21 protein-coding genes are annotated in these 22,902 nt (G+C 68.4%); 8 read left to right on the plus strand and 13 right to left on the minus strand.

The features are described from left to right. Positions 1–10: 10 nt before the first annotated feature. Positions 11–2,359: a DUF3141 domain-containing protein gene (locus VSR71_RS16225; protein ID WP_342914882.1), complete on the minus strand. Its 2,349-nt coding sequence runs from the start codon at positions 2,357–2,359 to the stop codon at positions 11–13. 355 nt (positions 2,360–2,714) lie between these two features. Here VSR71_RS16225 and VSR71_RS16230 point away from each other — a divergent pair, with 355 nt between their 5' ends. Next, positions 2,715–3,677 carry a phosphate acetyltransferase gene (locus VSR71_RS16230; protein ID WP_428979422.1) on the plus strand — a complete coding sequence of 321 codons (963 nt, stop codon included), beginning with the start codon at positions 2,715–2,717 and terminating at the stop codon, positions 3,675–3,677. 46 nt (positions 3,678–3,723) lie between these two features. Continuing rightward, a complete protein-coding gene (locus tag VSR71_RS16235; protein WP_342914884.1) occupies positions 3,724–4,959 on the plus strand; it encodes an acetate/propionate family kinase in 1,236 nt (411 codons plus the stop codon). Between the two features lie 20 nt (positions 4,960–4,979). Here VSR71_RS16235 and VSR71_RS16240 read toward each other — a convergent pair whose 3' ends face one another. Together VSR71_RS16240 and VSR71_RS16245 are read right to left on the minus strand one after the other, a co-directional pair. Continuing rightward, entirely contained in the window at positions 4,980–5,810 is an 831-nt protein-coding gene (locus VSR71_RS16240) for a tyrosine-protein phosphatase (protein WP_428979417.1), read from the minus strand. A 62-nt stretch (positions 5,811–5,872) separates the two neighbouring features. Further along, complete coding sequence (locus VSR71_RS16245; RefSeq protein ID WP_116317256.1) at positions 5,873–6,118, minus strand: RNA-binding protein; 246 nt, start codon at positions 6,116–6,118, stop codon at positions 5,873–5,875. A 410-nt stretch (positions 6,119–6,528) separates the two neighbouring features. Between VSR71_RS16245 and VSR71_RS16250 the strand changes: the two genes are divergently transcribed. The 4 genes from VSR71_RS16250 (at position 6,529) to VSR71_RS16265 (ending at position 10,789) form a co-directional block, all read left to right on the plus strand. Further along, positions 6,529–8,085 carry a DASS family sodium-coupled anion symporter gene (locus tag VSR71_RS16250; protein ID WP_342914885.1) on the plus strand — a complete coding sequence of 519 codons (1,557 nt, stop codon included), beginning with the start codon at positions 6,529–6,531 and terminating at the stop codon, positions 8,083–8,085. Between the two features lie 10 nt (positions 8,086–8,095). Continuing rightward, positions 8,096–9,145, plus strand: a complete 1,050-nt coding sequence (locus tag VSR71_RS16255) for an Ldh family oxidoreductase (RefSeq protein ID WP_342914886.1) — start codon at positions 8,096–8,098, stop codon at positions 9,143–9,145. 94 nt (positions 9,146–9,239) lie between these two features. Beyond that, positions 9,240–9,935 (plus strand): transglycosylase domain-containing protein, encoded by a 696-nt coding sequence (locus VSR71_RS16260; protein ID WP_342914887.1) that lies wholly within the window; start codon positions 9,240–9,242, stop codon positions 9,933–9,935. A gap of 143 nt (positions 9,936–10,078) precedes the next feature. Continuing rightward, a complete protein-coding gene (locus tag VSR71_RS16265) occupies positions 10,079–10,789 on the plus strand; it encodes a DUF899 family protein (protein WP_342914888.1) in 711 nt (236 codons plus the stop codon). 40 nt (positions 10,790–10,829) lie between these two features. On the opposite strand, the gene VSR71_RS16270 is transcribed toward VSR71_RS16265, so the two are convergent. The 5 genes from VSR71_RS16270 to VSR71_RS16290 are packed head-to-tail and all read right to left on the minus strand — an operon-like array spanning position 10,830 to position 16,953. After that, on the minus strand, positions 10,830–11,054 hold the full coding sequence (locus VSR71_RS16270; RefSeq protein WP_342914889.1) for a formate dehydrogenase subunit delta: 225 nt from the start codon (positions 11,052–11,054) through the stop codon (positions 10,830–10,832). After that, on the minus strand, positions 11,051–11,911 hold the full coding sequence (gene fdhD / locus VSR71_RS16275; protein ID WP_342914890.1) for a formate dehydrogenase accessory sulfurtransferase FdhD: 861 nt from the start codon (positions 11,909–11,911) through the stop codon (positions 11,051–11,053). Before fdhD ends, VSR71_RS16270 begins: the two co-directional genes overlap by 4 nt. Before the next feature lie 15 nt (positions 11,912–11,926). Next, on the minus strand, positions 11,927–14,818 hold the full coding sequence (fdhF, locus tag VSR71_RS16280) for a formate dehydrogenase subunit alpha (protein ID WP_342914891.1): 2,892 nt from the start codon (positions 14,816–14,818) through the stop codon (positions 11,927–11,929). 42 nt (positions 14,819–14,860) lie between these two features. Beyond that, positions 14,861–16,438, minus strand: coding sequence for a formate dehydrogenase beta subunit (locus tag VSR71_RS16285; RefSeq protein WP_342914892.1), 1,578 nt, complete (start codon positions 16,436–16,438; stop codon positions 14,861–14,863). Then, positions 16,435–16,953, minus strand: coding sequence for a formate dehydrogenase subunit gamma (locus VSR71_RS16290; RefSeq protein ID WP_342914893.1), 519 nt, complete (start codon positions 16,951–16,953; stop codon positions 16,435–16,437). The genes VSR71_RS16285 and VSR71_RS16290 overlap by 4 nt, the downstream gene beginning before the upstream one ends. 158 nt (positions 16,954–17,111) lie before the next feature. Here VSR71_RS16290 and VSR71_RS16295 point away from each other — a divergent pair, with 158 nt between their 5' ends. Next, positions 17,112–18,206, plus strand: coding sequence for a substrate-binding domain-containing protein (locus VSR71_RS16295; protein ID WP_342914894.1), 1,095 nt, complete (start codon positions 17,112–17,114; stop codon positions 18,204–18,206). On the opposite strand, the gene fdxA is transcribed toward VSR71_RS16295, so the two are convergent. From fdxA to VSR71_RS16320, 5 genes are all read right to left on the minus strand, one after another. Further along, on the minus strand, positions 18,203–18,532 hold the full coding sequence (gene fdxA / locus VSR71_RS16300; protein ID WP_342914895.1) for a ferredoxin FdxA: 330 nt from the start codon (positions 18,530–18,532) through the stop codon (positions 18,203–18,205). The two genes, VSR71_RS16295 and fdxA, sit on opposite strands and share 4 nt — an antisense overlap. Before the next feature lie 185 nt (positions 18,533–18,717). Then, positions 18,718–20,418, minus strand: coding sequence for a M30 family zinc metallopeptidase (locus VSR71_RS16305; protein ID WP_342914896.1), 1,701 nt, complete (start codon positions 20,416–20,418; stop codon positions 18,718–18,720). Positions 20,419–20,649: 231 nt separating this feature from the next. After that, positions 20,650–21,117 carry a hemerythrin domain-containing protein gene (locus VSR71_RS16310; RefSeq protein ID WP_342914897.1) on the minus strand — a complete coding sequence of 156 codons (468 nt, stop codon included), beginning with the start codon at positions 21,115–21,117 and terminating at the stop codon, positions 20,650–20,652. A gap of 262 nt (positions 21,118–21,379) precedes the next feature. Then, complete coding sequence (locus tag VSR71_RS16315; RefSeq protein ID WP_342914898.1) at positions 21,380–21,616, minus strand: hypothetical protein; 237 nt, start codon at positions 21,614–21,616, stop codon at positions 21,380–21,382. 2 nt (positions 21,617–21,618) lie between these two features. Further along, positions 21,619–21,876 (minus strand): hypothetical protein, encoded by a 258-nt coding sequence (locus VSR71_RS16320; RefSeq protein ID WP_342914899.1) that lies wholly within the window; start codon positions 21,874–21,876, stop codon positions 21,619–21,621. A 321-nt stretch (positions 21,877–22,197) separates the two neighbouring features. Here VSR71_RS16320 and VSR71_RS16325 point away from each other — a divergent pair, with 321 nt between their 5' ends. Continuing rightward, entirely contained in the window at positions 22,198–22,848 is a 651-nt protein-coding gene (locus tag VSR71_RS16325) for a recombinase family protein (RefSeq protein WP_342914900.1), read from the plus strand. Positions 22,849–22,902: the final 54 nt, after the last annotated feature.

Below are 22,902 nucleotides of genomic sequence, written 5' to 3' on the forward strand. Positions count from 1 at the left end.
AGCGTGCCTGTCAGCTGCCGGGCCGCTGCGCGGCCTTGCGCTGCGCCGACGCGCGCGATGCCGGCTTGCCTGCGCTGTCGGCAACCTCGGGCGCCTCGCTGCCGGCCACGGCCTCGCCATCGCCTTCGGCGGATCGCGGCGGGTGGCGCGTGCCCATCACCTCGGTCACTTCGCGGTAGCGCTCCAGCCGCTCGCCTTCGAGGGGGCGGTCCAGCGTCATGACCCGGTGCACCGCGATCATCAGCCGGCGCCGCGAATCGCGGTCCGGCACCAGCGCCGGCAGCGCCTGCACCGCATGCCGCGGATAGCGCTGCACGATGAAAGTCTGCTGGCGCACCACCCGCTTGAACGTGGCCAGGTCCACATGCCCCGCGGCCTCGGGCTGCTCGCGCGCGAACCGGCGCAGCAGGTTGAAGGGACGCTCCTCGATCGAACTCGGACGGTCCGCCACGTAGGCCAGCACGCGCACGAAGGCCTCGAGCGTGCCGCCCTGCTCGATCGCGGCCTCGGCGTCTCGCAGCCGGCGCTCGGCCAGTTCCTGGCGCAACGCCTGCGTGACCGGCGATTCGGTATTGGCCGGCGGCTGAGCCTGCAGCCCCACCAGCGCGGCCATTGCCGGCGAGTTGTAGATGGCTTCGAAGGTCTGTTCGTAGCAGGCGTCGCGCACGTCGCGGAACTGGTCCAGCGCGCTGACGATCTGCGCCGATACCGCCCTCTCCAGCGTCAGGAAGGGATTGTCCGCGGACACCCGCGTGCGGTGCGCGCGCACCATCGGCGCGAGCGCGCCGATCCACGCCATCCACGGGTTCATGTCGGTGGCAAGCGAGCGTTCCAGCCGCGCGGGATGCAGGTTGCGCATCCATTGCGCGGTGAGTTCGCCCGACATCGCGCGCACCCACGGCGAGACGAAGGTGTCGTACAGGTGCTGGTTGACCTCGGCCACGCGGTTCACCACCTCGAAGGCGCGCTCGTCCTGGCGCCCGTCGTCCAGCGCCAGGATGTCGGTCACGCTGCGGCGCTCGAAGCGTATCAGGTAGCGCCCCTCGATCAGGTCGCGGTGCGGCATGTCGGGCGCGACGTCCTCGATCCTGGCTTCATACAGGCCCGGCGGCAGCACGTCGATCAGGTCCAGCGCGCAGAACAGTTCGCTGTGCTCGCGGTTGGCGACCCCGGCCGAGACAAAGATGCCGAGGTGGCCGACGGTCGGATGCAGGCAATAGACGATGACCTGGTCGTTGGCCACCAGCTCTTCGTCGGTGGCGTACAGGTCGGGGATCCAGTTCAGCGCCTGCTGCGGCGGCGTGATGTTGTCCCCCCACGATGCGAACACGATCACCGGCGAGCGCACGTTGCGCAGGTCGACCACGGTCTTGCCGTCGCTGCTGCGCACCTGCCCCGCGGTCAGGCGGTTGCCGACGAACAGGTTCTGCACGATCCAGTCGATCTCTTCCCGGTTCATCAGGAAGTGGCCGCCCCACCAGCGCTCGAATTCCAGGAAGCGCGGGCCCTCGGTATCGGCCTTGGCGTAGACGTCGTAGAGCTTCGTCCACAGCGTGTTGGCCGGATTGAGCTTCTCGAAGTTCTGCACCAGCCAGGCGCCGTCGAAGCGCCCGTTGCCCATGTCGGCGGTCAGCGACGCCAGCCACGAGCCGCCCAGCAGCCCGCCGCTGTAGCGCATCGGGTTGCGTCCGCGCACGCCGGACCAGTAGGACAGCGGCGCGCCGGCGACCAGCAGCGGCCCGCAGCGCTCCGGCGCCACCGCGGCGAGGATCATCAGCGCCCAGCCGGCCTGGCAGTTGCCGACGATAAAGGGCTTGCCCGGCGCGTCGGGATGGCGCTCGTTGACGAGCTGCAGGAAATGCGCCTCGGCGCGCGCAACCGATTCGATGGTCTGCCCCGGGCACGGCTCCTGGTAGAAGGTGATGAAGTAGCACGGATGCCCGGTGCGCAGCGCGATGCCGATCTCGCTGTCGGCCTTGAAGCCGCCGATGCCCGGGCCGTGGCCCGCGCGCGGGTCGATCACCACGAAAGCGCGCTTGGACGGGTCGGTGGGGGTGTCGGCGGGTGGCAGGATGCGCAGCAGCGCGTAGTTGACGGGCTCGGACAGCGCGCGCCCGTCGGCAAGCAGCTCATGCTCGAACACCAGCACGGCGGGCATGCCTTCGCGCTCATGCTCGGCGGACTCGTTGCCGCGCTGGCGCAGGATATCGAGCAGCAGCACGTAACGCTGCCAGGCATCGGCGAGGTATTCCAGCGCCGGCTGGGCCGACGCCGCGAGGAGGTTGGCGCCATCGTCGGACGGACGCGTGGCGGGGCCGGCGCCGTGCTCAGTCGGCCCGGCGGGTATGCGTGCGGTCATTCCACTTCCCCCAGTTGGCGCCGCTTGCGGGCGTTGCGCGCTGGCGGCGCAGGCCGGAGTGGCGCATGTTGCACTGCAACTAGAATTAAGCCTAGCAGCCGGCGCTGGGCGGTGCAAGGCGCCGGCGGCGTGGCGATGGCTGCGCGCGCGGGATACTGTCGTGCCAATTTCGACTGTCATCTCGCTGTCCGAATCGTCGCCTATACTGGCCGTTGCGCTTGCGCGATGCAGCATTCCTGACGCCGGCGCAACCGCTGCGGGCCGTGCCGGACCGATGCAAGGCCTCGCCTGTTTTCACCCGCTGCCTTGCCCTCGGAACATCGCCATGACCGTTGCCCCGCCTGCCACGTCTGCCATGTCCGGATTTGCCGCGCCCGCCGCCGAGGCGCCGGACAAATACGCCGCGCTGCTCGCGCGCTGCGCCGGGCTGGCGCCGATCCCGACCGCGGTGGCGCACCCGTGCGACGCATCGTCGCTGGGCGGCGCGCTGCAGGCCGCCGAACTCGGCCTGATCGTGCCGATCCTGGTCGGCCCCGCGGCGCGCATCCGGCAGGTCGCCGCCGAACAGAGCATGGCGCTGCGCGACACCGTGATCATCGACGCCCCGCACAGCCATGCCTCCGCCGCGCGCGCGGTCGAAGCGGTGCGCGCCGGCGATGCCGAGCTGCTGATGAAGGGCAGCCTGCATACCGACGAGCTGCTGCACGAGGTCACCAGTTCCGCCAGCGGCCTGCGCACCGGCCGGCGGCTGTCGCATGTGTTCGCGATGGACGTGCCGCGCTACCACAAGCCGCTGTTCATCACCGACGCCGCGGTCAACATCTTCCCCACGCTCAACGAAAAGGCGGATATCTGCCGCAACGCCATCGACCTGGTGCGGGTGCTGGGCGTGGAGCGGCCCAAGGTGGCGATCCTGTCCGCGGTGGAAACCGTCACCGACAAGATCCCGTCGACCATCGACGCGGCCGCGCTGTGCACCATGTCGCGCCGCGGGCAGATCAGCAACGGCCTGCTCGACGGCCCGCTCGCCTTCGACAACGCCATCAGCCGCGAAGCCGCCATCACCAAGGGCATCGACTCCGAGGTGGCGGGCGATCCGGATATCCTGCTGGTGCCCGACCTGGAAGCCGGCAATATGCTGGCCAAGCAGCTGACTTTCCTCGCCGGTGCCGAAGCCGCCGGCATCGTGCTCGGCGCGCGCGTGCCGATCATCCTGACCAGCCGCGCCGACAGCGTGCGCGCGCGCATCGGCAGCTGCGCCATCGCGGTCCTGCTGGCGCATGCGCGCCGCACCGCGGAGGCCGCGGCGCAGGTCTAGCGCCCCGCCGTACAGCGTCGCATCACAACCCGGGAGTCGAACCAGCGTGACCGCCATCCAGCCTGCCGTGCATCCCGTCATCCTCGTCGTCAACGCCGGCTCGTCCAGCGTCAAAGTCTCCGTCTACGCCGTACCGGACGCCGCGCACGGCAATGCCGACATCAACCCGGTGCTGAGCGCGCACGGCCAGATCGAAGGCATCGGCGTGGCGCCGCGCCTGTCCGCGCGCATGGCCGATGGCCGCGTGGTCGCCGACGAGACCTTCCCGCAGGCGCAGGTGGCCGACCACGACGCCGCCTTCAGGCTGGTGCGCCTGGTGCTCAGCGTCGGGCTGCGCGACAACCCGCCGGTGGCGATCGGCCATCGCGTGGTGCATGGCGGCGCCGATTTCGCGCAGGCCGTGCGCATCGACGACGACGTGATCGCCAGGCTGGAGGCGCTGGTGCCGCTGGCGCCGCTGCACCAGCCGCATAACCTGACCGCGATCCGCGCCGTGCGCGAAGCCGTGCCCGACCTGCTGCAGGTGGCCTGCTTCGACACCGCCTTCCACGCCGGCCATGACGTGCTGGCGCAGCTGATGGCGCTGCCGTACAGCTACTACGAGCGCGGCATCCGCCGCTATGGCTTCCACGGGCTGTCGTATGAATACATCGCGCGCCGGCTGCGCCAGGTCGCGCCCGACCTGGCCGAGGGCCGCGTGATCGTGGCGCACCTGGGCAACGGCGCCAGCCTGTGCGCGATGCGCGACGGCCGCAGCGTGGACAGCACCATGGGCCTGACCGCGCTCGACGGCCTGCCGATGGGCACGCGCTGCGGCTCGGTCGATCCGGGCGCGCTGCTGTGGCTGGCGCAGCAGGGCATGCCGCCGGCCGAGATCCAGACGATGCTGTATGGCGAGTCCGGGCTGAAGGGCTTGTCCGGGGTCAGCAGCGACATGCGCGCGCTGCTGGCCAGCGACGCGCCGCGCGCCAGGCTGGCGGTGGACTTCTATGCCTACCGCGCCGCGCAGGAAATCGGCAAGCTGGCGACCACGCTGGGCGGGCTCGATGCGCTGGTCTTCACCGCGGGCATCGGCGCCAACTCGCCGCCGGCGCGCGCGCGCATCTGCGCGCACCTGGCGGGGCTGTTCGGCATCGCGCTGGACAGCGGCGCCAATGGCGAGAACGGCCAGCGCATCAGCAGCAACGACAGCCGCGTGCCGGTGCTGGTGCTGCCGACCGATGAAGAAGGCATGATCGCGCTGAGCACCGCCCGCATCCTGCGCGAATGCGGGCGGCTTTGATGCTGTAGCAGCGCGGCGCGTCAGTCTTCGAGGTAGTGCGCGCGCAGCTGCGCGACGTCGACGGCGAGCGCATCGCTCAGGTAGTTGTCGACGCTGCCCCAGCCCTGCCCGATCGCCTGCAGCGAGGCATCGAGATAACTGGCACGGACTTCGAGCAGCGGCATCATGGCCTCGGCGCTCACGCCCAGCTGCGCCATGCGCGCCAGCGCGGTCTCGTTGAAGCGGGCATTGCGCTGGTTCGATTCCAGGTAGTTGGCGAGGATATCGTCCTGCGCCACGCCCAGCGCCGACAGCAGCAGCAGCGAGGCAAAGCCGGTGCGGTCCTTGCCCGCGGTGCAGTGGAACAGCAGCGTCTTGCCCTGCTGCGCGGTCTGCATGAAGCCGCCGAAGGCGTCGCGGTAGCGCACCGGGAAATCGCGGTAGACCTCGAGCATGAAGCCGTCGATCTGCGCCGGCGTGCTGGCGCGCAGGCGCGGCATCAGCACGTCCATCGCCATGCTGCCGTCCAGCACCGGCACCGCCACCCAGTTGAAGCGCGCACTGAAGCCGGCCTCGTCCGGCGACTTCTCGCCGGGAGAACGGAAGTCGACCACCATGTCGAGACCAAGCGCATGCAGCCGGTCCAGGTCGGCCGTGCTGGCCAGCGCCGGGTTGCCGCTGCGATACAGCCGGCCGCTGCGCACGCGGCGACCGCAGGCGCCGCGCAGGCCGCCGAGGTCGCGCGCATTGCTGATGGTGTCGAATGCCAGCGCCGCGTCCCCGAGCGTGCCGGTCATGCCGTCCAGTGCCGCCGGCCCGGGCGACACGACCGTGTGGACAGGCGGAAATGCCCATCGGAACCACTTGTTCATTGTTGCTCCCTGACTGTTTTTATCGATGCGGACCCGGCAGCCGCCAACGTCAGCCGCCAACGTCAGCGGCCGCGGTACGCCGGCACATACCAGCGCAGGTGGGAGCCGGCGATATAGCGCCGGTCCAGCCGCGCCACCAGCTTCCACACCGCGAGCGCGCCGGCGTCGATATCGACCCAGGCCCACGGGCGCTTCGGATCGCCGGCCTCGACCAGTTCGACCGAGCGGATGCTGGCGTATTGCGCCAATGCCTTGCGCAGCGCCGCTGCGCTGAGTCCTGCCTTCAGTCCGCGCACCAAAACCTTCATCATCGGCTCCAATTATTTCAGATCACCCCGACGCATGCATCACCTGGCTGGCCGGGTGTGGCGGCGCGTGCGCCGCTTCGCCCGCCAGGCCTTGTGGTGCCTGCCTTTACAGATGGGATAACGAATCCGCCGCAAGATTTCGCCGTCCGAAGCAAAACTTGATCTGAGTCATTGTCGGCGCAATGAGGCGTTTGGAAGCCTCGACATCGTCCCTACCGGCTCGGACAATTCCTATCATGTCGAACGCAACGGCCAGCCAGAAGCCCGGCCAGAGCAAGCCCGACGCGGATGCCGCCTCGCGACCGACAGCCCCCGCCGGCGCAGTTGCCGGCCTGCCGCACCGATCGCATCGCACCAGCACGCCGTGTCGAGGTATCCGACAAGGATCCTCAACGAAAAGGATGACGGCGATGCCCGAAACCTCTCACGCTTCACCTGCCTCCCCGGCCTCCCCGACTCCACCAGCTCCGCCGACAGCGCCCGCGACCGCTGCAACCGCCAGCGCCGCAGCGCCCAAGACGACGCTGCACTGGGGCCTGTTCGTCGCCGTCGCCGTGCTGCTCGGCGTACTTGCGATCCCGCAGCCGGGGGGACTGACCATTGCCGGCCAGCGCATGCTGGCCATCCTTGCCTTCGCCATCGTGGTGTGGATCACCGAGGCGGTCTCGTACGAGGCCAGCGCGATCATGATCACGTCGCTGATGGCGGGCCTGATCGGCTTCGCGCCGACAGTCAACGACCCCAGCGTGCAGTACGGCACCTCCAGGGCGCTGGGCATGGCGCTGGCCGGCTTCTCCAACACCGCGCTGGCGCTGGTGGCCGCCGCGCTGTTCATCTCCGCGGCCATGACCGTGACCGGGCTGGACCGGCGCATCGCGCTGGTGACGCTGTCGGCCATCGGCACCAGTACGCGCCGCATCCTGATCGGCACGATCGCCGTCACCATCGCGCTGAGCCTGGTGGTGCCAAGCGCCACCGCGCGCAGCGCCTGCGTGGTGCCGATCATGATGGGCGTGATCGCCGCGTTCGGCGTCGACAAGAAATCCAATATCGCCGCCGGCATCATGATCACGGTGGCGCAGGCGACCAGCATCTGGAACGTCGGCATCCAGACCGCCGCCGCGCAGAACCTGCTGACCGTCGGCTTCATGGACAAGCTGCTCGGCGAGCGCATCACCTGGCTGCAATGGCTGATCGCGGGCGCGCCGTGGGCGATCGTCATGTCGGTGGTGCTGTACTTCCTGGTGCGCTGGCTGCTGCCGCCCGAGACCGACGCCATTCCCGGCGGCAAGGAAGCGGTGCAGCGCGAGCTGTCCAGACTGGGCCCGATGACCGGCCCGCAGAAACGCCTGGCCGCCGTCTCGATCGGCCTGCTGCTGTTCTGGGCCACCGAAGGCAAGCTGCACAGCTTCGACACCGCCACCGTGACCTTTGTCGGGCTGGTGATCCTGATGCTGCCGCGCATCGGCGTGATGGACTGGAAGACCATGCAGCAGCGCACGCCGTGGGGCACGCTGATCGTGTTCGGCGTCGGCATCAGCCTGGGCACGGCGCTGCTGTCCACCAAGGCAGGCCAGTGGCTGGGCGAATTCGTGGTGACGCATTCTGGCCTGGCCACGCAGGGCGCGGTGATGGTGTTCGCCATCCTGGCGGCGTTCCTGATCCTGATCCACCTGGGCTTTGCCAGCGCCACCGCGCTGACCGCGGCGCTGCTGCCGATCCTGATCTCGGTGCTGCAGACCCTGCCCGGCGACATCAACCGCGTCGGCCTGACCATGCTGCTGGGCTTTACCGTGAGCTTCGGCTTTATCCTGCCGATCAACGCCCCGCAGAACATGGTGTGCCTGGGCACCGAGACCTTCAACGGCCGCCAGTTCGCGCGCATCGGCATCCCGGTCACCATCGTCGGCTATGCCCTGATGCTGCTGTTCGCGGCCACTTACTGGCGCTGGCTGGGATGGGTGTAAGGAGGCCGTCATGAAACTCTCCCTTGATTCCGCCCGCCGATTTGCGCGGGACCTGCTGGTGGCGCAGTCCGTACCCGAGGACATCGCCGACGACGTCGCCGAGCACCTGGTCGAAGCCGACCGCTGCGGCTACGCCAGCCACGGCATCTCGATCCTGCCGAGCTACCGCAAGGCGATCGAGACCGACAACGTCAACCGCGAAGGCCGCGCCACCTGCGCGCTGGACCGCGGCACGCTGATGGTGTTCGATGGCCACCGCGGTTTTGGCCAGCATGTGGGCAAGACTGTGATGCAGGCCGCCATCGAACGCGTGCGCGAGCACGGCCACTGCATCGTCACGCTGCGCCATTCGCACCACCTGGGCCGCATGGGACACTACGGCGAGCTGGTGGCCGCGGCGGGCTTCGTGCTGCTGAGCTTCACCAACGTGACCAACCGCCCGCCGGTGGTGGCGCCGTACGGCGGCCGCGTCGCGCGCCTGACCACCAACCCGCTGTGCTTCGCCGGCCCCATGCCGAACGGCCGCCCGCCGATCGTGGTCGACATGGCCACCAGCGCGATCGCCATCAACAAGGCGCGTGTGCTGGCGGAGAAAGGCGAAGCTGCGCCCGAGAACAGCATCATCGACGCCGAAGGCAATCCCACCACCGACGCCTCGACCATGTTCGGCGAAGACCCCGGCGCGCTGCTGCCGTTCGGCCTGCACAAGGGCTATGCGCTCGGCGTGGTGGCCGAACTGCTGGCGGGCGTGCTGTCCGGCGGCGGCACCATCCAGCCGGAGAACCCGCGTGGCGGCGTGGCCACCAACAACCTGTTCGCGGTGCTGGTCAATCCCGAGCTGGACCTCGGCCTGAGCTGGGAAAGCGCCGAGGTCGAGGCGTTCGTCAGATACCTGCACGACACGCCGACGGCGCCCGGCTTCGACCGCGTGCAGTATCCCGGCGAGTTCGAGGCGGCCAACCGCGAACGCGCGGCCGACGCGCTCGACATTAATCCCGCGATCTGGCGCAACCTGGAGCAGCTGGCGCAGACGTTAGGCGTGCCGGTGCCGAAGGGCTGAACGCGGCGGCGGCGCCAGCCGCGGCGCCGCCAATCGCGAACCGGGGCCAACAGGGACTCGCGCTCCGCCGCCCGCGGCTGGCAAAATACGCGGCATGAAGAGTCTCTGGTCCGCCTTCCTCAAGCTGCTGGTCCTCGCCGTGGTCGGCGGCGCGCTGCTTGCCACCGTTGCCCTCCTCGCCGTCCAGCGGCAACTGCCCTCGCTAGACGCGCTGACGGATTTCCGCCGCACGGCTGACTACGTGCCGCTGTCGCGCTACCCGCGCGAACTGATCGACGCCGTGGTGGCGATCGAGGACGAGCGCTTCTACGTGCATGACGGCATCGACTATGTCGGCGTGATCCGCGCGGGCGTCGCCAACCTGTCGGACGACCTGTCGCAGGGCGCGTCGACCATCACCATGCAGGTGGCGCGGAACTTCTACCTGTCGCGCGACAAGACCTATACGCGCAAGCTGTACGAGGTGCTGCTGTCGTACCGGATCGAGGACGCGCTGAGCAAGGACGAGATCCTCGAGCTGTACCTGAACAAGATCTACCTGGGCCAGGGCGCGTATGGCTTCGCCGATGCGGCGCAGACCTATTTCGGCACGCCGCTGGCGCAACTGTCGCTGGCTGAATCCGCGATGCTGGCCGGCCTGCCCAAGGCGCCCTCGGCGAACAACCCGGTCGCCAATCCGCGCCGGGCGCGGCAGCGGCAGGTCTATATCCTGCGGCGCATGCTGGAGCTGGGCAGGATTTCGCATCCCGAATATGACGGGGCGCTGCTGGAGCCCTTGCGCCTGAAGTGATGCCCGGCGCGCGGCATGGGAACGATTCCGTGCCGCACGCGCACCAACCATGACGGGCCATGCCATCCGCGACGCCCGCCTGGTGGCGGGCAGCGCACCTTGCATGGCTGTTCCGAGACGCTAGCCTGACAAGGAGGGCCGATATGGAAGCCAAGTCAACACTCACCCCGGCCACGGACCTGGCGCAACGCAATCCGGTTCATTTCCCCAACGAAAGTGCCGAGTACCGCAAGGCCCGCAATGCGCTGCTGGCCGAAGAGATCGAACTGCGGCGGCATATCGAACGCGTCGCCGCGCAACGCCGCAAGCTGCCGCCCGGCGGCGAAGTCACCAGGCGCTATACCTTCCAGGGCGAACACGGCCCCGTGACGCTGGAAGACCTGTTCGGCGACAAGGACACCCTCGTTATCTACAGCTACATGTTCGGGCCGCAGCGCGAACGTCCGTGCCCGATGTGCACTTCGCTGATGGCATCGTGGGACCACAAGGTGCCGGATATCGGGCAGCGCGTGGCGCTGGCGATGATCGCCCGCTCACCGGTCGAACGCCTGCTGCAGGCGAAGAAGGAACGAGGCTGGACCGGGCTGAAGGTCTATGCCGACCTCGACGGCGCATTCACGCGCGACTATGTCAGCCCGGAAGACGGCGACGTGCCCGGCTACTCGGTCTTCACGCGCCGCGACGGCAAGATCCGGCACTTCTGGAGCGGCGAGATGTACGCCCTTACGTCGGACCCCGGACAGGACCCGCGCGGCGCGCCGGACCTGGACCCGCTCTGGACGCTGCTGGATACCACGCCGGAAGGCCGCGGTGGCGACTGGTATCCGAAGCTGGAATACGGCAGCAGCAGCTGACGCCCGGCGCTGGCGGTCGTTCGTCTCCGCCAGCGCCTCCCTATTCCAGCACGCTACGGTGCCGTGCCAGCGCCTCCTGCACGATCCCATCCAGCCCGATGCCGGATTCGCTGTCGACGTGCCCCAGCAGCGCCCTGCGCATGCGCGGCTCCCAGAAGCGCTTGATATGCCCGGCGATGTCGGAGACCGCCTCCTCGCGATCGGGCATCGCCTCGAAGAAGCTGCCGATCTGGTTGGCCATGGTGATCAGGTTCTCGACATTCATGCGAGGCTCGCTTCGTGTTGCAAACGTTGGGGATGGGCATAGACCACGTGCGCGCCGGCGCGCACGAACCCGGCCAGCGTGATATTGGCCTGCTCGGCCAGCCGCACCGCCAGCGCCGTCGGCGCCGACACGGCCGCCAGGACGCCGGCACCGATGGCGGCAGTCTTCAGCACCATCTCGTAGCTGGCGCGGCTGGTAACCAGCACCGCGCCGGTGGAGATGTCCTCGCCGCTGCGCGCGAGCGCGCCCGCCAGCTTGTCGAGCGCGTTGTGGCGCCCCACGTCCTCGCGCACCAGCGAGACGTGGCCATCGGCACGCAGCCATGCGGCGGCATGCGTGGCGCCGGTGTGGCGCTGCAGTGCCTGCCTCAGCTGGAGCTGCACGAACGCGGCCTGGATCACATCGGTATGGAAGCTGGCGTCGCTGCGCACCGGTGCCGGCATGCGCATCACCTGCTCCAGCGATTCGGTGCCGCACAGCCCGCAGCCGGTGCGCCCCGCCAGCGAGCGGCGCCGGTCCTTCAGCCGCATGAACGCTTCCGAGGCGATTTCCAGCCGCACCGCGATGCCGTGCTCGCGCATGTCGACTTCGATGTCATAGACATCGCGCGCTGTCGACACGATGCCTTCGCTCAGGCTGAAGCCGAGCGCGAAGTCCTCCAGGTCGGCCGGCGTGGCGAGCATCACCGCATGCGAGATGCCGTTGTATTCCAGCGCGACCGGCACCTCCTCGGCCACCTCGTCGGGACTGAGCGAGATCTCGCCCTGCCGCCACCGGCTGACGGCAAAGGTGCTGTGGGTCGGCATCTCGTCCAGCATGGACGCATCCACCTGCGGTGACTGCATGCAGCGCATCATGATGTCGTCCTCCGCTCAGTTCGCCGCCTGCGCCGCGGTTTGTGCCGGATCCGCGCTGGCGGCTTCCAGCAACTGCAGCTGCTGCGCGTTGAAGTCCTGGTACTGCTGCTGCCAGGCCGACGGCTGCGCCACCGGCATCACCTGCACCGCGGTGACCTTGTACTCCGGGCAGTTGGTGGCCCAGTCGGAGTTGTCGGTGGTGATCACGTTGGCACCGGATTCCGGGAAGTGGAAGGTGGTGTAGACCACGCCCGGCTGCATGCGCTCGCTGACGATGGCCCGCAGCACCGTATCGCCCGCGCGGCTCTGCACGCCGACCCAGTCGCCATCCTTGATGCCGCGCTCTTCCGCGTCGTGCGGATGGATTTCCAGCCGGTCCTCGGCGTGCCAGTAGACGTTGTCCGTGCGCCGCGTCTGCGCGCCCACGTTGTACTGCGACAGGATGCGGCCGGTGGTCAGGATCAGCGGGAAGGCGCGCGTGATCTTCTCGGTGGTCGGCACGTACTTGGTGATGATGAACTTGCCCTTGCCGCGCACGAAGGCGTCGATATGCATGGTCGGCGTGCCTTCCGGCGCATCGGCGTTGCACGGCCACTGGATGCTGCCCAGCTCGTCTAGCCGCTTGTAGCTGACGCCCGAGAACGTCGGCGTCAGGCGCGCGATCTCGTCCATGATCTGCGACGGGTGGGTGTAGTCCATCGGATAGCCGAGCGCGTTGGCCAGCAGGATGGTGGCTTCCCAGTCGGCGTAGCCGGCCTTGGGCGGCATCACCTTGCGCACGCGCGAGATGCGGCGTTCCGCGTTGGTGAAGGTGCCGTCCTTCTCCAGGAACGACGAGCCCGGCAGGAACACGTGCGCGTACTTGGCGGTCTCGTTCAGGAAGATGTCCTGGACCACGATGCACTCCATCGACGACAGCGCCTCGGACACGTGCTGCGTGTTCGGATCCGACTGCACGATGTCCTCGCCCTGGCAGTACAGGCCCATGAAGCTGCCGGCCAGCGCGGCCTCGAACATGTTGGGGATGCGCAGGCCAGGCTCGGGGCTGATCTCGACATTCCACGCGGATTCGAACAGGCCGCGCACGGTCGAGTCCGACACGTGGCGATAGCCCGGCAGCTCATGCGGGAACGAGCCGATATCGCACGAGCCCTGCACGTTGTTCTGCCCGCGCAGCGGGTTCACGCCCACGCCTTCGCGGCCGATATTGCCGGTGGCCATGGCCAGGTTGGCGATGCCCATCACGGTGGTCGAACCCTGCGCATGCTCGGTGACGCCCAGGCCGTAATAGATCGCCGCGTTGCCGCCGGTGGCGTACAGGCGCGCGGCGCCGCGCAGCTGGTCGGCGGGAATGCCGGTGACCGGTTCCATCGCCTCGGGCGAGTTTTCCGGCAGCGCGACAAAATCGCGCCACTGGTTGAACGCACGGTCCTCGCAGCGCTCGGCGATAAAGGCTTCGTTGAGCAGCCCTTCGGTGACGATCACATGCGCCAGCGACGTCACCAGCGCGACGTTGGTACCCGGACGCAGTTGCAGGTGGAAATCGGCACGGATATGCGGCGAATCGACCAGGTCGATGCGGCGCGGATCGACCACGATCAGCTTCGCGCCGGCGCGCAGCCGCTTCTTCATGCGCGAGGCAAACACCGGATGGCCGTCGGTCGGGTTGGCGCCGATCACCATGATCACGTCGGCCTTCTCCACCGACTTGAAGGTCTGCGTGCCGGCCGATTCGCCCAGCGTCTGCTTCAGGCCATAGCCGGTGGGCGAATGGCAAACGCGCGCGCAGGTGTCGACGTTGTTGTTGCCGAAGGCGGCGCGCACCAGCTTCTGCACCAGGTAGCCCTCTTCGTTGGTGCAGCGCGACGACACGATGCCGCCGATCGAATCCTTGCCGTGCTTCGCCTGGATGCGCTTGAACTCGGAAGCCGCGTAGCCGATCGCCTCTTCCCACGACACTTCGCGCCACGGATCGGTGATCTTCGCGCGGATCATCGGCTTGAGGATGCGGTCCTTGTGCGTGGCGTAGCCCCAGGCAAAGCGGCCCTTGACGCAGGCGTGGCCCTCGTTGGCCTTGCCGTCCTTGTACGGCACCATGCGCACCACTTCGTTGCCCTTCATCTCGGCCTTGAACGAGCAGCCCACGCCGCAGTAGGCGCAGGTGGTGACGGTGCTGTGCGAGGCCTGGCCGAGCCTGATCACCGAGGTCTCGGTCAGCGTCGCGGTCGGGCACGCCTGCACGCACGCGCCGCACGAGACGCAGTCCGATTCCATGAACGACTGGCTGGTGCCGGGCGACACGCGGGAATCAAAGCCGCGGCCGCTGATGGTCAGCGCGAACGTGCCCTGCGTTTCCTCGCAGGCGCGCACGCAGCGGTTGCAGACGATGCACTTCGAGGCGTCATAGGTGAAGTAGGGATTCGATTCGTCTTTCTTCAGCGCGGTGTGCGTGGCGATGGGCTTGACCTCGGGTCCCCCGTCGTTGTAGCGCACCTCGCGCAGGCCGACCACGCCGGCCATGTCCTGCAGCTCGCAGTTGCCGTTGGTCGGGCAGGTCAGGCAGTCGAGCGGGTGGTCGGAGATATACAGCTCCATCACGCCGCGGCGCAGGTCGGCGAGCTTGTCGCTCTGCGTCTTGACCTTCATGCCGGCTTCCACCGGCGTGGTGCACGAGGCCGGATAGCCGCGGCGCCCTTCGATCTCGACAAGGCAGAGGCGGCACGAGCCGAAGGCCTTGAGGCTGTCGGTCGCGCACAGCTTGGGCACGGCGATCTCGGCTTCCATCGCGGCGCGCATCACCGACGTGCCGGCGGGCACGGTGACGCTGACGCCGTCGACTTCAAGGGTGACCATCTCGGTCGATTCGCTGGCGGGGGTACCGAAGTCGATCACATCGCGGCAGTCCATGTTTGTCTCCCGTGTTCTGTTCTGGCGTCAGACAATGTCGGCTTAAGCCGCCTTGGCCGGGTTAGGGGCGAGGCCGAAGTCCTCGGGGAATTCATTGAGCGCGGACAGCACCGGGTACGGCGTCATGCCGCCCATCGCGCAGAGCGAGCCGTACAGCATGGTGTCGCACAGGTCGCGCACCAGCTTGACGTGCCGGATGACGCTTTCCTGCGGCTCATCGCCGGCGATGATGCGGTCCATCACCTCGACGCCGCGGGTCGAACCGATCCGGCACGGCGTGCACTTGCCGCAGGATTCGATCGCGCAGAACTCCATCGCGTAGCGCGCCTGCCTGGCCATGTCGACGGTCTCGTCGAACACCACGATGCCGCCGTGGCCGACCACGCCGCCGAACGCGGCATAGGCCTCGTAGTCCAGCGGCACATCGAAGCGCGATTCCGGCAGGTAGGCGCCCAGCGGACCGCCCACCTGCACGGCGCGGATGGCGCGGCCGCTGCGGGTGCCGCCGCCGTAGTCGACCAGCAGCTCGCGCAGCGTGACACCGAACGCCTTTTCCACCAGCCCGCCCTGCCTGATGTTCCCGGCCAGCTGGAACGGCAGCGTGCCGCGCGAGCGGCCCATGCCGTAGTCGCGGTAGTACTGCGCGCCGCGCGCCAGGATCACCGGCACGGTGGCCAGCGAGATCACGTTGTTGATCACGGTGGGCTTGCCGAACAAGCCCTCCAGCGCCGGCAGCGGCGGCTTGGCGCGCACCACGCCGCGCTTGCCTTCCAGGCTTTCCAGCAGCGCCGTTTCCTCGCCGCAGACGTAGGCGCCTGCACCCTTGCGCACTTCCAGGCGGAAGCGCTTGCCGCTGCCGCGCAGATCGTCGCCCAGCCAGCCGGCCGCGTTGGCGATGGCGATCGCGCTTTCCAGCACCGCGATGGCGTGGGGGTATTCGGAACGGCAGTAGATGTAGCCCTGCTCGGCGCCCACCGCGAGGCCGGCGATGGTCATGCCTTCGATCAGCACGAACGGGTCGTCTTCCATCACCATGCGGTCGGAGAACGTGCCCGAGTCGCCTTCGTCGGCATTGCAGACGATGTACTTGATGGCCGACTGCGCGCCCAGCACGGTCTTCCACTTGATGCCGGTCGGGAAGGCGGCGCCGCCGCGGCCGCGCAGGCCGGAATCGGTGACTTCCTGCACGATCTCGGCGGGCGCCATCGACAGCGCGCGCTCCAGCCCGGCGAAGCCCTCGTGCGCGCGGTAGTCGTCCAGCGACAGCGGGTCGGTGATGCCGACGCGGGCAAAGGTCAGGCGCTCCTGCTTCTTCAGGAACGGGATCTCTTCGGTCAGGCCATGCGCCAGCGCATGTGCGCCGCCCCGCAGCAGGCCGGCGTCGAACAGCGCCGGCACGTCTGCCGCGCTGACCGGGCCGTAGGCCACGCGGCCCGCCTCGGTCTGCACCTCGACCAGCGGCTCGAGCCAGAACATGCCGCGCGAGCCGTTGCGGACGATGCGCACCGCTTCGCCGCGGCGGGCCGCCTCGCATTCGATCGCGCGGGCGACTTCATCGGCGCCGAGCGCCAGCGCGGTGGAATCGCGCGGCACGAAGATGGTGGTGACAGTGGCGCTCATGCCTGGGCCTCCGCGGTTTCGTTGGCGGCCTGCGCTTCGCGCAGCGACCGGACCAGCGCATCGAAGCGCTTCGCATCGACATAGCCGTGCAGCCGCTCGCCAACCATCACGGCCGGGCCGCAGGCGCACTGGCCCAGGCAGTACACCGGCTCCAGCGTGACCGCGCCGTCGGCGGTGGTTTCATGGAAGCCGCACCCCAGCGCGCGCCTGGCATGGTCGGCCAGCGCCTCGGCGCCGACCGCCTGGCAGGCTTCGGCCCGGCACACCTGGATCACATGGCGCCCGGCCGGCTGCTGGCGGAAGTGGTGGTAGAAGGTGATCACGCCATGCACCTCGGCGCGCGACAGGTTCAGCGCGCTGGCGATCACGGGCACGGCGGCGTCCGGGATATAGCCCTGCGTGTCCTGGATCTCGTGCAGGATCGGCAGCAATGCGCCCGGCATGTCTTGCCGCGCGGCGACGATGGCGTCGATCGCGGCCGCGGAGGCCTGGGCGTTGGGAGCGATGTCTGGCATGGCGTCTCCTGTGGGGTCGCTGGGGCTGGCAGCCACTGCCGTCCGCACCCCTTATATGCTGTTTTTTTCCTATTTCCGACCTCTCAGCTACGCTGTCAAGGCCCTGGAATGCAATATAAGAGAGTGACAACGGTCCATCAATAAGCTATTTTTTTCATATGCTCCGTATCTCGATCCTCCCCCACCTGCAAATCCGCGACGACGCCACGCCCGGCACCGGGGCCCTGGACGTATCGCGGCTGGTTGCCCTGCTCGGCCATATCGAGGAATCAGGCAGCATCAGTCACTCGGCGCAGGCGGTGTCGCTCTCGTACCGCTACGCCTGGGGCATCCTGCGCGATGCCGAGGCGCTTTTCGGCGGCCCGCTGATCGACAAGACCCGCGGGCGCGGCAGCGCGCTGACGCCGCTGGCGCAGCAGCTGGTATGGGCCAGCAAGCGCATCGGCGCGCGGCTGTCGCCGACGCTGGACAGCCTGGCATCCGAGCTGGAAATCGAACTGAAGAAGCTGATGGAGCAGTCCGGGGCGGCGGTACGGCTGCACGCCAGCCATGGCTTCGCGGTGGCCGCGCTGCGCGATTTCCTCGACGAGCAGCAGGTGCGGCACGACCTCAAGTACTGCGGCAGCGTCGAGGCGGTGGCGGCGCTGGCCGAGGGCGCCTGCGATATCGCCGGCTTCCATGTGCCGATGGGCGAGTTCGAGCACGGCATGTGGCGCCACTTCACCACCTGGCTCAAGCCCGACACGCACTGCCTGGTGCACCTGGCGGTGCGCAGCCAGGGACTGTTCGTGCGCCCGGGCAATCCGCTCGGAATCCGCACGCTGGAAGACCTGACCCGGCGCGAGGTGCGCTTCGTCAACCGCCAGGTGGGCTCGGGCACGCGGCTGCTGCTCGACCTGATGCTGGCCGCGCGCCATATCGACCCGGCACGGATCGAGGGCTACAGCAACGGCGAGTTCACCCACGCCGCGGTGGCGGCGTATATCGGCAGCGGCATGGCGGATGTGGGCTTCGGCGTGGAAACCGCGGCGCGGCGGTTCGGACTGGGGTTCGAGCCGGTGATCAAGGAGCGCTACTTCTTCGCCATCGAAAAATCGATGCTGCGCAGCGCGGCGCTGTCAGGCGCGGTCGGCGCGCTGACCAGCGAGGCCTTCCGCCAGCGCGTCAATGCGCTGCCGGGCTATGACGGCGCGCTGACCGGCAGCGTGCTGACGCTGGACGAAGCGTTTCCCGACTACACCGGCACGCGCTAGCGCACCAGCAGTGCGAGGCGGTCAGGGTGGTCCGCCCATTGCTCGTGGCCGGCAATCGGCCCTTTGGCCTGCAGCAGCGGCAGCCAGTCCGGCCGGCGCGACAGTTCGGCATTCAGCGCGACGAAATGGCGCTTGTCGTCGGGCAGGTCATGCTCGGAGTAGATCGCGCCCACCGGGCACATCGGCACGCACATCGAGCAATCGATGCACTGGTCGGGATCGATGGCGAGGAAGTTGGGCCCTTCGTGGAAGCACGTCATCGGGCAGACTTCGACGCAATCGGTATGGCGGCACTGGATGCAGGCATCCGTCACGACAAAGGTCATGGGGCAAACGCGTTACGACGGTAAGGACCGCGCAATCGTAGCCCCATGCCAAGCCGCGCGGGCGGTGCCGCCTTGTGCGACTCCTTCAAATTGCCTGAAGTCCACCCCGCCCGCTTCCGTTCCGCTGCTTCGCGCTTCATTCGCTCTTCATTCGCGCTTCCTTTGCGCTTCCCTTGCGCCCGGCCTCAGTAGGCCACCACCGACAGCACGGCGCCGGCCGGCACGCGCACGGTGTTGGTGTAGGTGCCGCTGACCGCGCCGGTGCGCACCAGGTAGCTGCCGTATGCGGCCAGCGTGGACTGCGGCGCCGGCGCCGGACGCAGCGGCACATAGGCCTGCAGGTCGATCGCCGGCAGCGTGAAGCCGCCTTCGCTGCGCGCCGGATAGCCATAGCCGGCGGGCAGGCCGGTGCTCGGCAGCAGCGCATTCGCGCTCACTGCCCAGCGCCGCATCAGGTCGGCCAGCGTCGTGCCGGGCTGCGCGCTGGCAATCGCCTCTTCCAGCACCGTCTTCGACACGGTGCTGCCGTTGCGCGCCAGCAGGTCCCTGAAGAAGGCCAGCCCGAGCTGGCGGTTGAGGAAGCCGCCGAAGCTGCCCGATACCGAATAGCTCTCGCAGGACTGCCCGAAGCCGGTGAACTGGAACAGGTTGCAGTTGCTGCTGTTGGTACGCACGTAGTCGGGCATGCGCACGTCGCGGATATTGTTGAAGCTGCTGTCGATGGCGTAGCTGGCGAAGTCCTCCATCATCATGGCCGTCATCTCTTCCAGCCAGTCCTGGAACGCATACGATGGCCCCATCAGCACGCCGCGGCGGTAGAAGTTCTGCATGTGCATGCCTTCGTGCGCCATCACCATCTTCATCGCCTGCAGGCCGGCGTCGCCGCCGAGGTAGAGCGTTTCGGCATCCAGGTACAGCGACACCGATTCATTGCTGTTGGCCTCTACCGAGCGGCGCAGGTTGTGCAGGCCCCAGAAGTACCCGACCATGCCGAACGGGCGGCTGTTGCGGTCGAAATTGAGGATCACGATATCGATCGGCTGACCGCTGCCGGCGATCAGCGTGCTGCCGAAATTGTGCGGCCCCCACAGCGGGCCGCCGACGGATTTCAGCATGTCGTATACCCCCGGCTTGCCCGCGGCGCCGGCGAAGGTTTCCGCCAGCGCGTCGACCAGCGGCAGCTGCACGCGGTTCGGTGCGTATTCCTCGTCTTCCACCCACACATTGACTGTCACGCCGTCGCTGGTGGTGGCCTGCCGCACCAGGCTGGCCGTGCGCGTGGTCTTGTCGGTGTGGTACCAGCCGCGCGTGTCCGACAACAGCGCCGGCTGCGGGGCGGGCGCGCTCATCACGCTGCGCTGCTGCCCGGCCGCCGCGGCGCGCTCGGCCCAGCCGCTGCGGTTGAAGTCAGCAATCTCGCGCCGCGTGGCCTCGGCATCCGCGGCGCCGGCCGCAGCCGGCGCGCTGACGCTGGCCAGCGCGCGCGTCGAGAGGCCGCTGACGGTATCGGCCAGCACCGCGGGCTGGAACGACGACAGCGTGGTGGACCCACCGCTGGTATTGGTGAGCATCAGCGACAGCGACTGGCCCGCCAGCCCGCCGAGCGCGAACCTGACGTCGATATCCGCGCCGGTGGTGTTGCGCTGCTGCCAGATGCCCGTGCCGCTGCCGGCGTAGGCCGAGCCGCTGGCCGCGCCGCAGCCGGTGCAGGCCGGGTCCAGTCCGGTGACCAGCAGCGGCGCGGCGCTGGACCCCGTGGTGGCGGCTGGCGGCGTGGACGATGCCTCGTCGCCGCCCCCGCCGCCGCAACCGGCCAGCAGCGCCGCCGCCACGATGGCGGCCAGCAGGTTTACGGGCAGGTGCACACCATCGGCAATCCGGGGCATATCGGCGCAACTCCTCTGAATGCGGAATGAAAGAATTCCTGTGGGCGCACATTGTGGTCCACGCAAGTTGCATCCGGGAGACGGGGATCGATGGCAGTGGCGCGCGCGCCACAGGCTGCCAGGGCGGGGCAGCGGCGCGGCGCGCGCGACTTGACGGAAGCTGGCGGGAAAAGCTGATGGGATCCGGGTTCGAGCGCTGGCCTCCGGGCTGCTCGCAGGATTCGCAGGAAATCAGGCGGTTTCCCGCATCAGTTCTTCCTTGCGCGCCGCCATGGCCTGTGCCACGTCGCGCAGGTTTATCTTCTCCTTGATCGTGTTCTTGAACAGTTCGCCCTCCTCTTCCTCGATATGGTGGGCGACGTACTCGGACAGCACCGTGAAGCTGGCTTCGAGCATGTCGCCGGCCGGGTCTTCCTCGATCGCGGCGATCAGGTCCTTGGCGACCTGGTGCTCGACCTCGGCTTCGTCCAGCATGTCGTCGATGTCATCGCTGGCGCCGCGCAGCGCCGGGTAGAAAATCTCTTCCTCGATGGTGGCATGCACGGTCAGCTGGTGGCAGGCCTCGAGCGCGATCGACTCCCTTTCATCGCGGTCGTCGGTGTCCTTGAACGACTTGAACAGTTTCTTGACCGCGCGGTGATCGTCCATCAAGGCGCCGAGGGCGTCAGCCTGGTCTGCAGGGATCTTCGACTTGTCCACGATTACCTCCTGGTGAGTTTGAGTGGGAAGCCGGTTACGCCCGGCTGTGCCACCGCGCAGGCAGGTTCTGTGCCGAGTCCGAGCACGGCTCGGCAAGGTCAATGGGGGAGCGGATCCGGCACGCGCGCACGGCAATCATTGCAATTCCTGCGCGAAGGGTTGTTATTTGTGCCCGCCAAGGCGCGCGGCGGCCGGCGCTCGGAGGAACTCCCTTCGAGCCGGCCAGGGCGATGGCGAAAGAAGTATCGCGCTGGCTTTCGAGTCAGCCTTGCGACTTGGCGCCGAATCCGGCGACCACGGGGCAGGCGACGATGCGGCGCGGGGCGCGCATGCCACCCTGCGAGATCGGCACGCCCGGGAAGGCGCGCGCGCAGAACCGTTGCGCGGCCTGGCGCGAATCGAAACCCGTCGGCCCGCCGGCGCTCTCGTCTTCATGGACCGGCGTGGCGTACCAGCGCCCGCATATCGCGGTGATGACGACGTGGATCACCCTGGCCATGGCTATGTCCTCGCCGCCGCGGGCTTGCGCGCGTTGGCACGCAGGTCGGTGTAGCCACGCACGCGCATGTCGACCCAGACCTTGCCCCAGGCAACGCCTTCGGCAATAGCGCTCTCGCGCGTCGGGTGGCAGCCCCGGGGCCCGGAACTGTTCACCGGCGTGCCATCGCGCTCGACCACACCGGACGCTTCAAACAGCCCGTTTGCGCCCGCGCGCGCCGTGCCGTGAACGAGATAGCCGAAATAGTGCTGCGCTGTCATCGCCAACTCCTTGCCGTGGGGAGACCGCCGTCGTGATTGCCGCTGGTGGACGCCACGCCGCGCGTCCGGCGCAGGCCGGGATCGCACCTATCGGACATCCTAACCGAGGCGTGCACATCGCAGAGCGTCCGTAAAGGGTACGTAAAACCTGCTTTACGTACACGCCAGAAATGCACACACGCGCACGTTAACCGTCACTATCTTGCCGCTCCCTGCTGCTGGGACGAGTTTTGCTAATCAGAAGAAACAGGTCGCCTGCGAGCTTGCCCGCAGGGGCGTCCGCAGCGCGACCGGAGACGAAAACCAGAACGAGGAATTCTCATGACGTCCACCTTCATCTACTCGAACCGCGCCCGTGACCTCGAAACGATGGAAGACGAATTGCGCATAGCCGACCGGGCCGGCTATACCGTCGACCTGCGCCGGGCTTTCTGGGAGTGCGAGCCGGCCTCCGTGCCCGCGGCCGAACGGCCGCGGCTGCTGTCGCTGCTGCAACGGGTGCGGGCTGGCGATACCCTGGTGACGATGCAGCTGAGCTGCCTGGGCTGGAGCGTGCAGGAAGTGCTGGGCACGATCCGCAGGTTCCGCCTGCTCGGGGTCGCGCTGCATTGCGTGCAACTGAGCCGCGCCAACCTGAGCAGCCCCGCCCCGCCCGAGGCTGTGATGGTGCTGCGCGCAGTGGCCGCGCTGGAGGGCAGCACACGCAGCGCGCGCGTGCGCGACAGCCTGGCGGCGGCCAAGGCCATGGGCCGGGCGGTCGGGCGCCCGCCCAAGCACAACCCCGACGAGCGCGATGCCATCCTGCGCTCGCTGGCGGAAGGCCTGTCGGTCAGCGAAACCGCGCGGCGCTTCAACACCTCGCGCCAGACCGTGCTGCGGATCCGCGCGGCGGCGCCGGCTATCGTCCAGCCAGCCGACACCGGCGCCGCTGCCGCGCCCGAAATAGCGGCAGAGGTATCCACCGCGGAGTAGACCGGCAGCCTGCCGCTCGATTCCGGCCGCCGGCAGCGACCTGAAACCAACCCG

The sequence above is a fragment of the Cupriavidus oxalaticus genome, from assembly GCF_038900635.1.
Lineage (GTDB): Bacteria > Pseudomonadota > Gammaproteobacteria > Burkholderiales > Burkholderiaceae > Cupriavidus > Cupriavidus oxalaticus_B.

Bases quoted from the DNA above. Each gene is read 5' to 3' on its own strand.
- fdhF (WP_342914891.1), bottom strand. From the start codon at position 14,818: ATGGACTGCCGCGATGTGATCGACTTCGGTACCCCCGCCAGCGAATCG.
- VSR71_RS16260 (WP_342914887.1), top strand. From the start codon at position 9,240: ATGAAGAGTCTCTGGTCCGCCTTCCTCAAGCTGCTGGTCCTCGCCGTG.
- VSR71_RS16230 (WP_428979422.1), top strand. From the start codon at position 2,715: ATGTCCGGATTTGCCGCGCCCGCCGCCGAGGCGCCGGACAAATACGCC.
- VSR71_RS16255 (WP_342914886.1), top strand. From the start codon at position 8,096: ATGAAACTCTCCCTTGATTCCGCCCGCCGATTTGCGCGGGACCTGCTG.
- VSR71_RS16240 (WP_428979417.1), bottom strand. From the start codon at position 5,810: ATGAACAAGTGGTTCCGATGGGCATTTCCGCCTGTCCACACGGTCGTG.
- VSR71_RS16305 (WP_342914896.1), bottom strand. From the start codon at position 20,418: ATGCCCCGGATTGCCGATGGTGTGCACCTGCCCGTAAACCTGCTGGCC.
- VSR71_RS16270 (WP_342914889.1), bottom strand. From the start codon at position 11,054: ATGAATGTCGAGAACCTGATCACCATGGCCAACCAGATCGGCAGCTTC.
- VSR71_RS16250 (WP_342914885.1), top strand. From the start codon at position 6,529: ATGCCCGAAACCTCTCACGCTTCACCTGCCTCCCCGGCCTCCCCGACT.
- VSR71_RS16285 (WP_342914892.1), bottom strand. From the start codon at position 16,438: ATGAGCGCCACTGTCACCACCATCTTCGTGCCGCGCGATTCCACCGCG.
- VSR71_RS16325 (WP_342914900.1), top strand. From the start codon at position 22,198: ATGACGTCCACCTTCATCTACTCGAACCGCGCCCGTGACCTCGAAACG.
- VSR71_RS16315 (WP_342914898.1), bottom strand. From the start codon at position 21,616: ATGGCCAGGGTGATCCACGTCGTCATCACCGCGATATGCGGGCGCTGG.
- VSR71_RS16320 (WP_342914899.1), bottom strand. From the start codon at position 21,876: ATGACAGCGCAGCACTATTTCGGCTATCTCGTTCACGGCACGGCGCGC.
- VSR71_RS16265 (WP_342914888.1), top strand. From the start codon at position 10,079: ATGGAAGCCAAGTCAACACTCACCCCGGCCACGGACCTGGCGCAACGC.
- VSR71_RS16225 (WP_342914882.1), bottom strand. From the start codon at position 2,359: ATGACCGCACGCATACCCGCCGGGCCGACTGAGCACGGCGCCGGCCCC.
- VSR71_RS16290 (WP_342914893.1), bottom strand. From the start codon at position 16,953: ATGCCAGACATCGCTCCCAACGCCCAGGCCTCCGCGGCCGCGATCGAC.
- fdhD (WP_342914890.1), bottom strand. From the start codon at position 11,911: ATGATGCGCTGCATGCAGTCACCGCAGGTGGATGCGTCCATGCTGGAC.
- VSR71_RS16295 (WP_342914894.1), top strand. From the start codon at position 17,112: ATGCTCCGTATCTCGATCCTCCCCCACCTGCAAATCCGCGACGACGCC.
- fdxA (WP_342914895.1), bottom strand. From the start codon at position 18,532: ATGACCTTTGTCGTGACGGATGCCTGCATCCAGTGCCGCCATACCGAT.
- VSR71_RS16245 (WP_116317256.1), bottom strand. From the start codon at position 6,118: ATGAAGGTTTTGGTGCGCGGACTGAAGGCAGGACTCAGCGCAGCGGCG.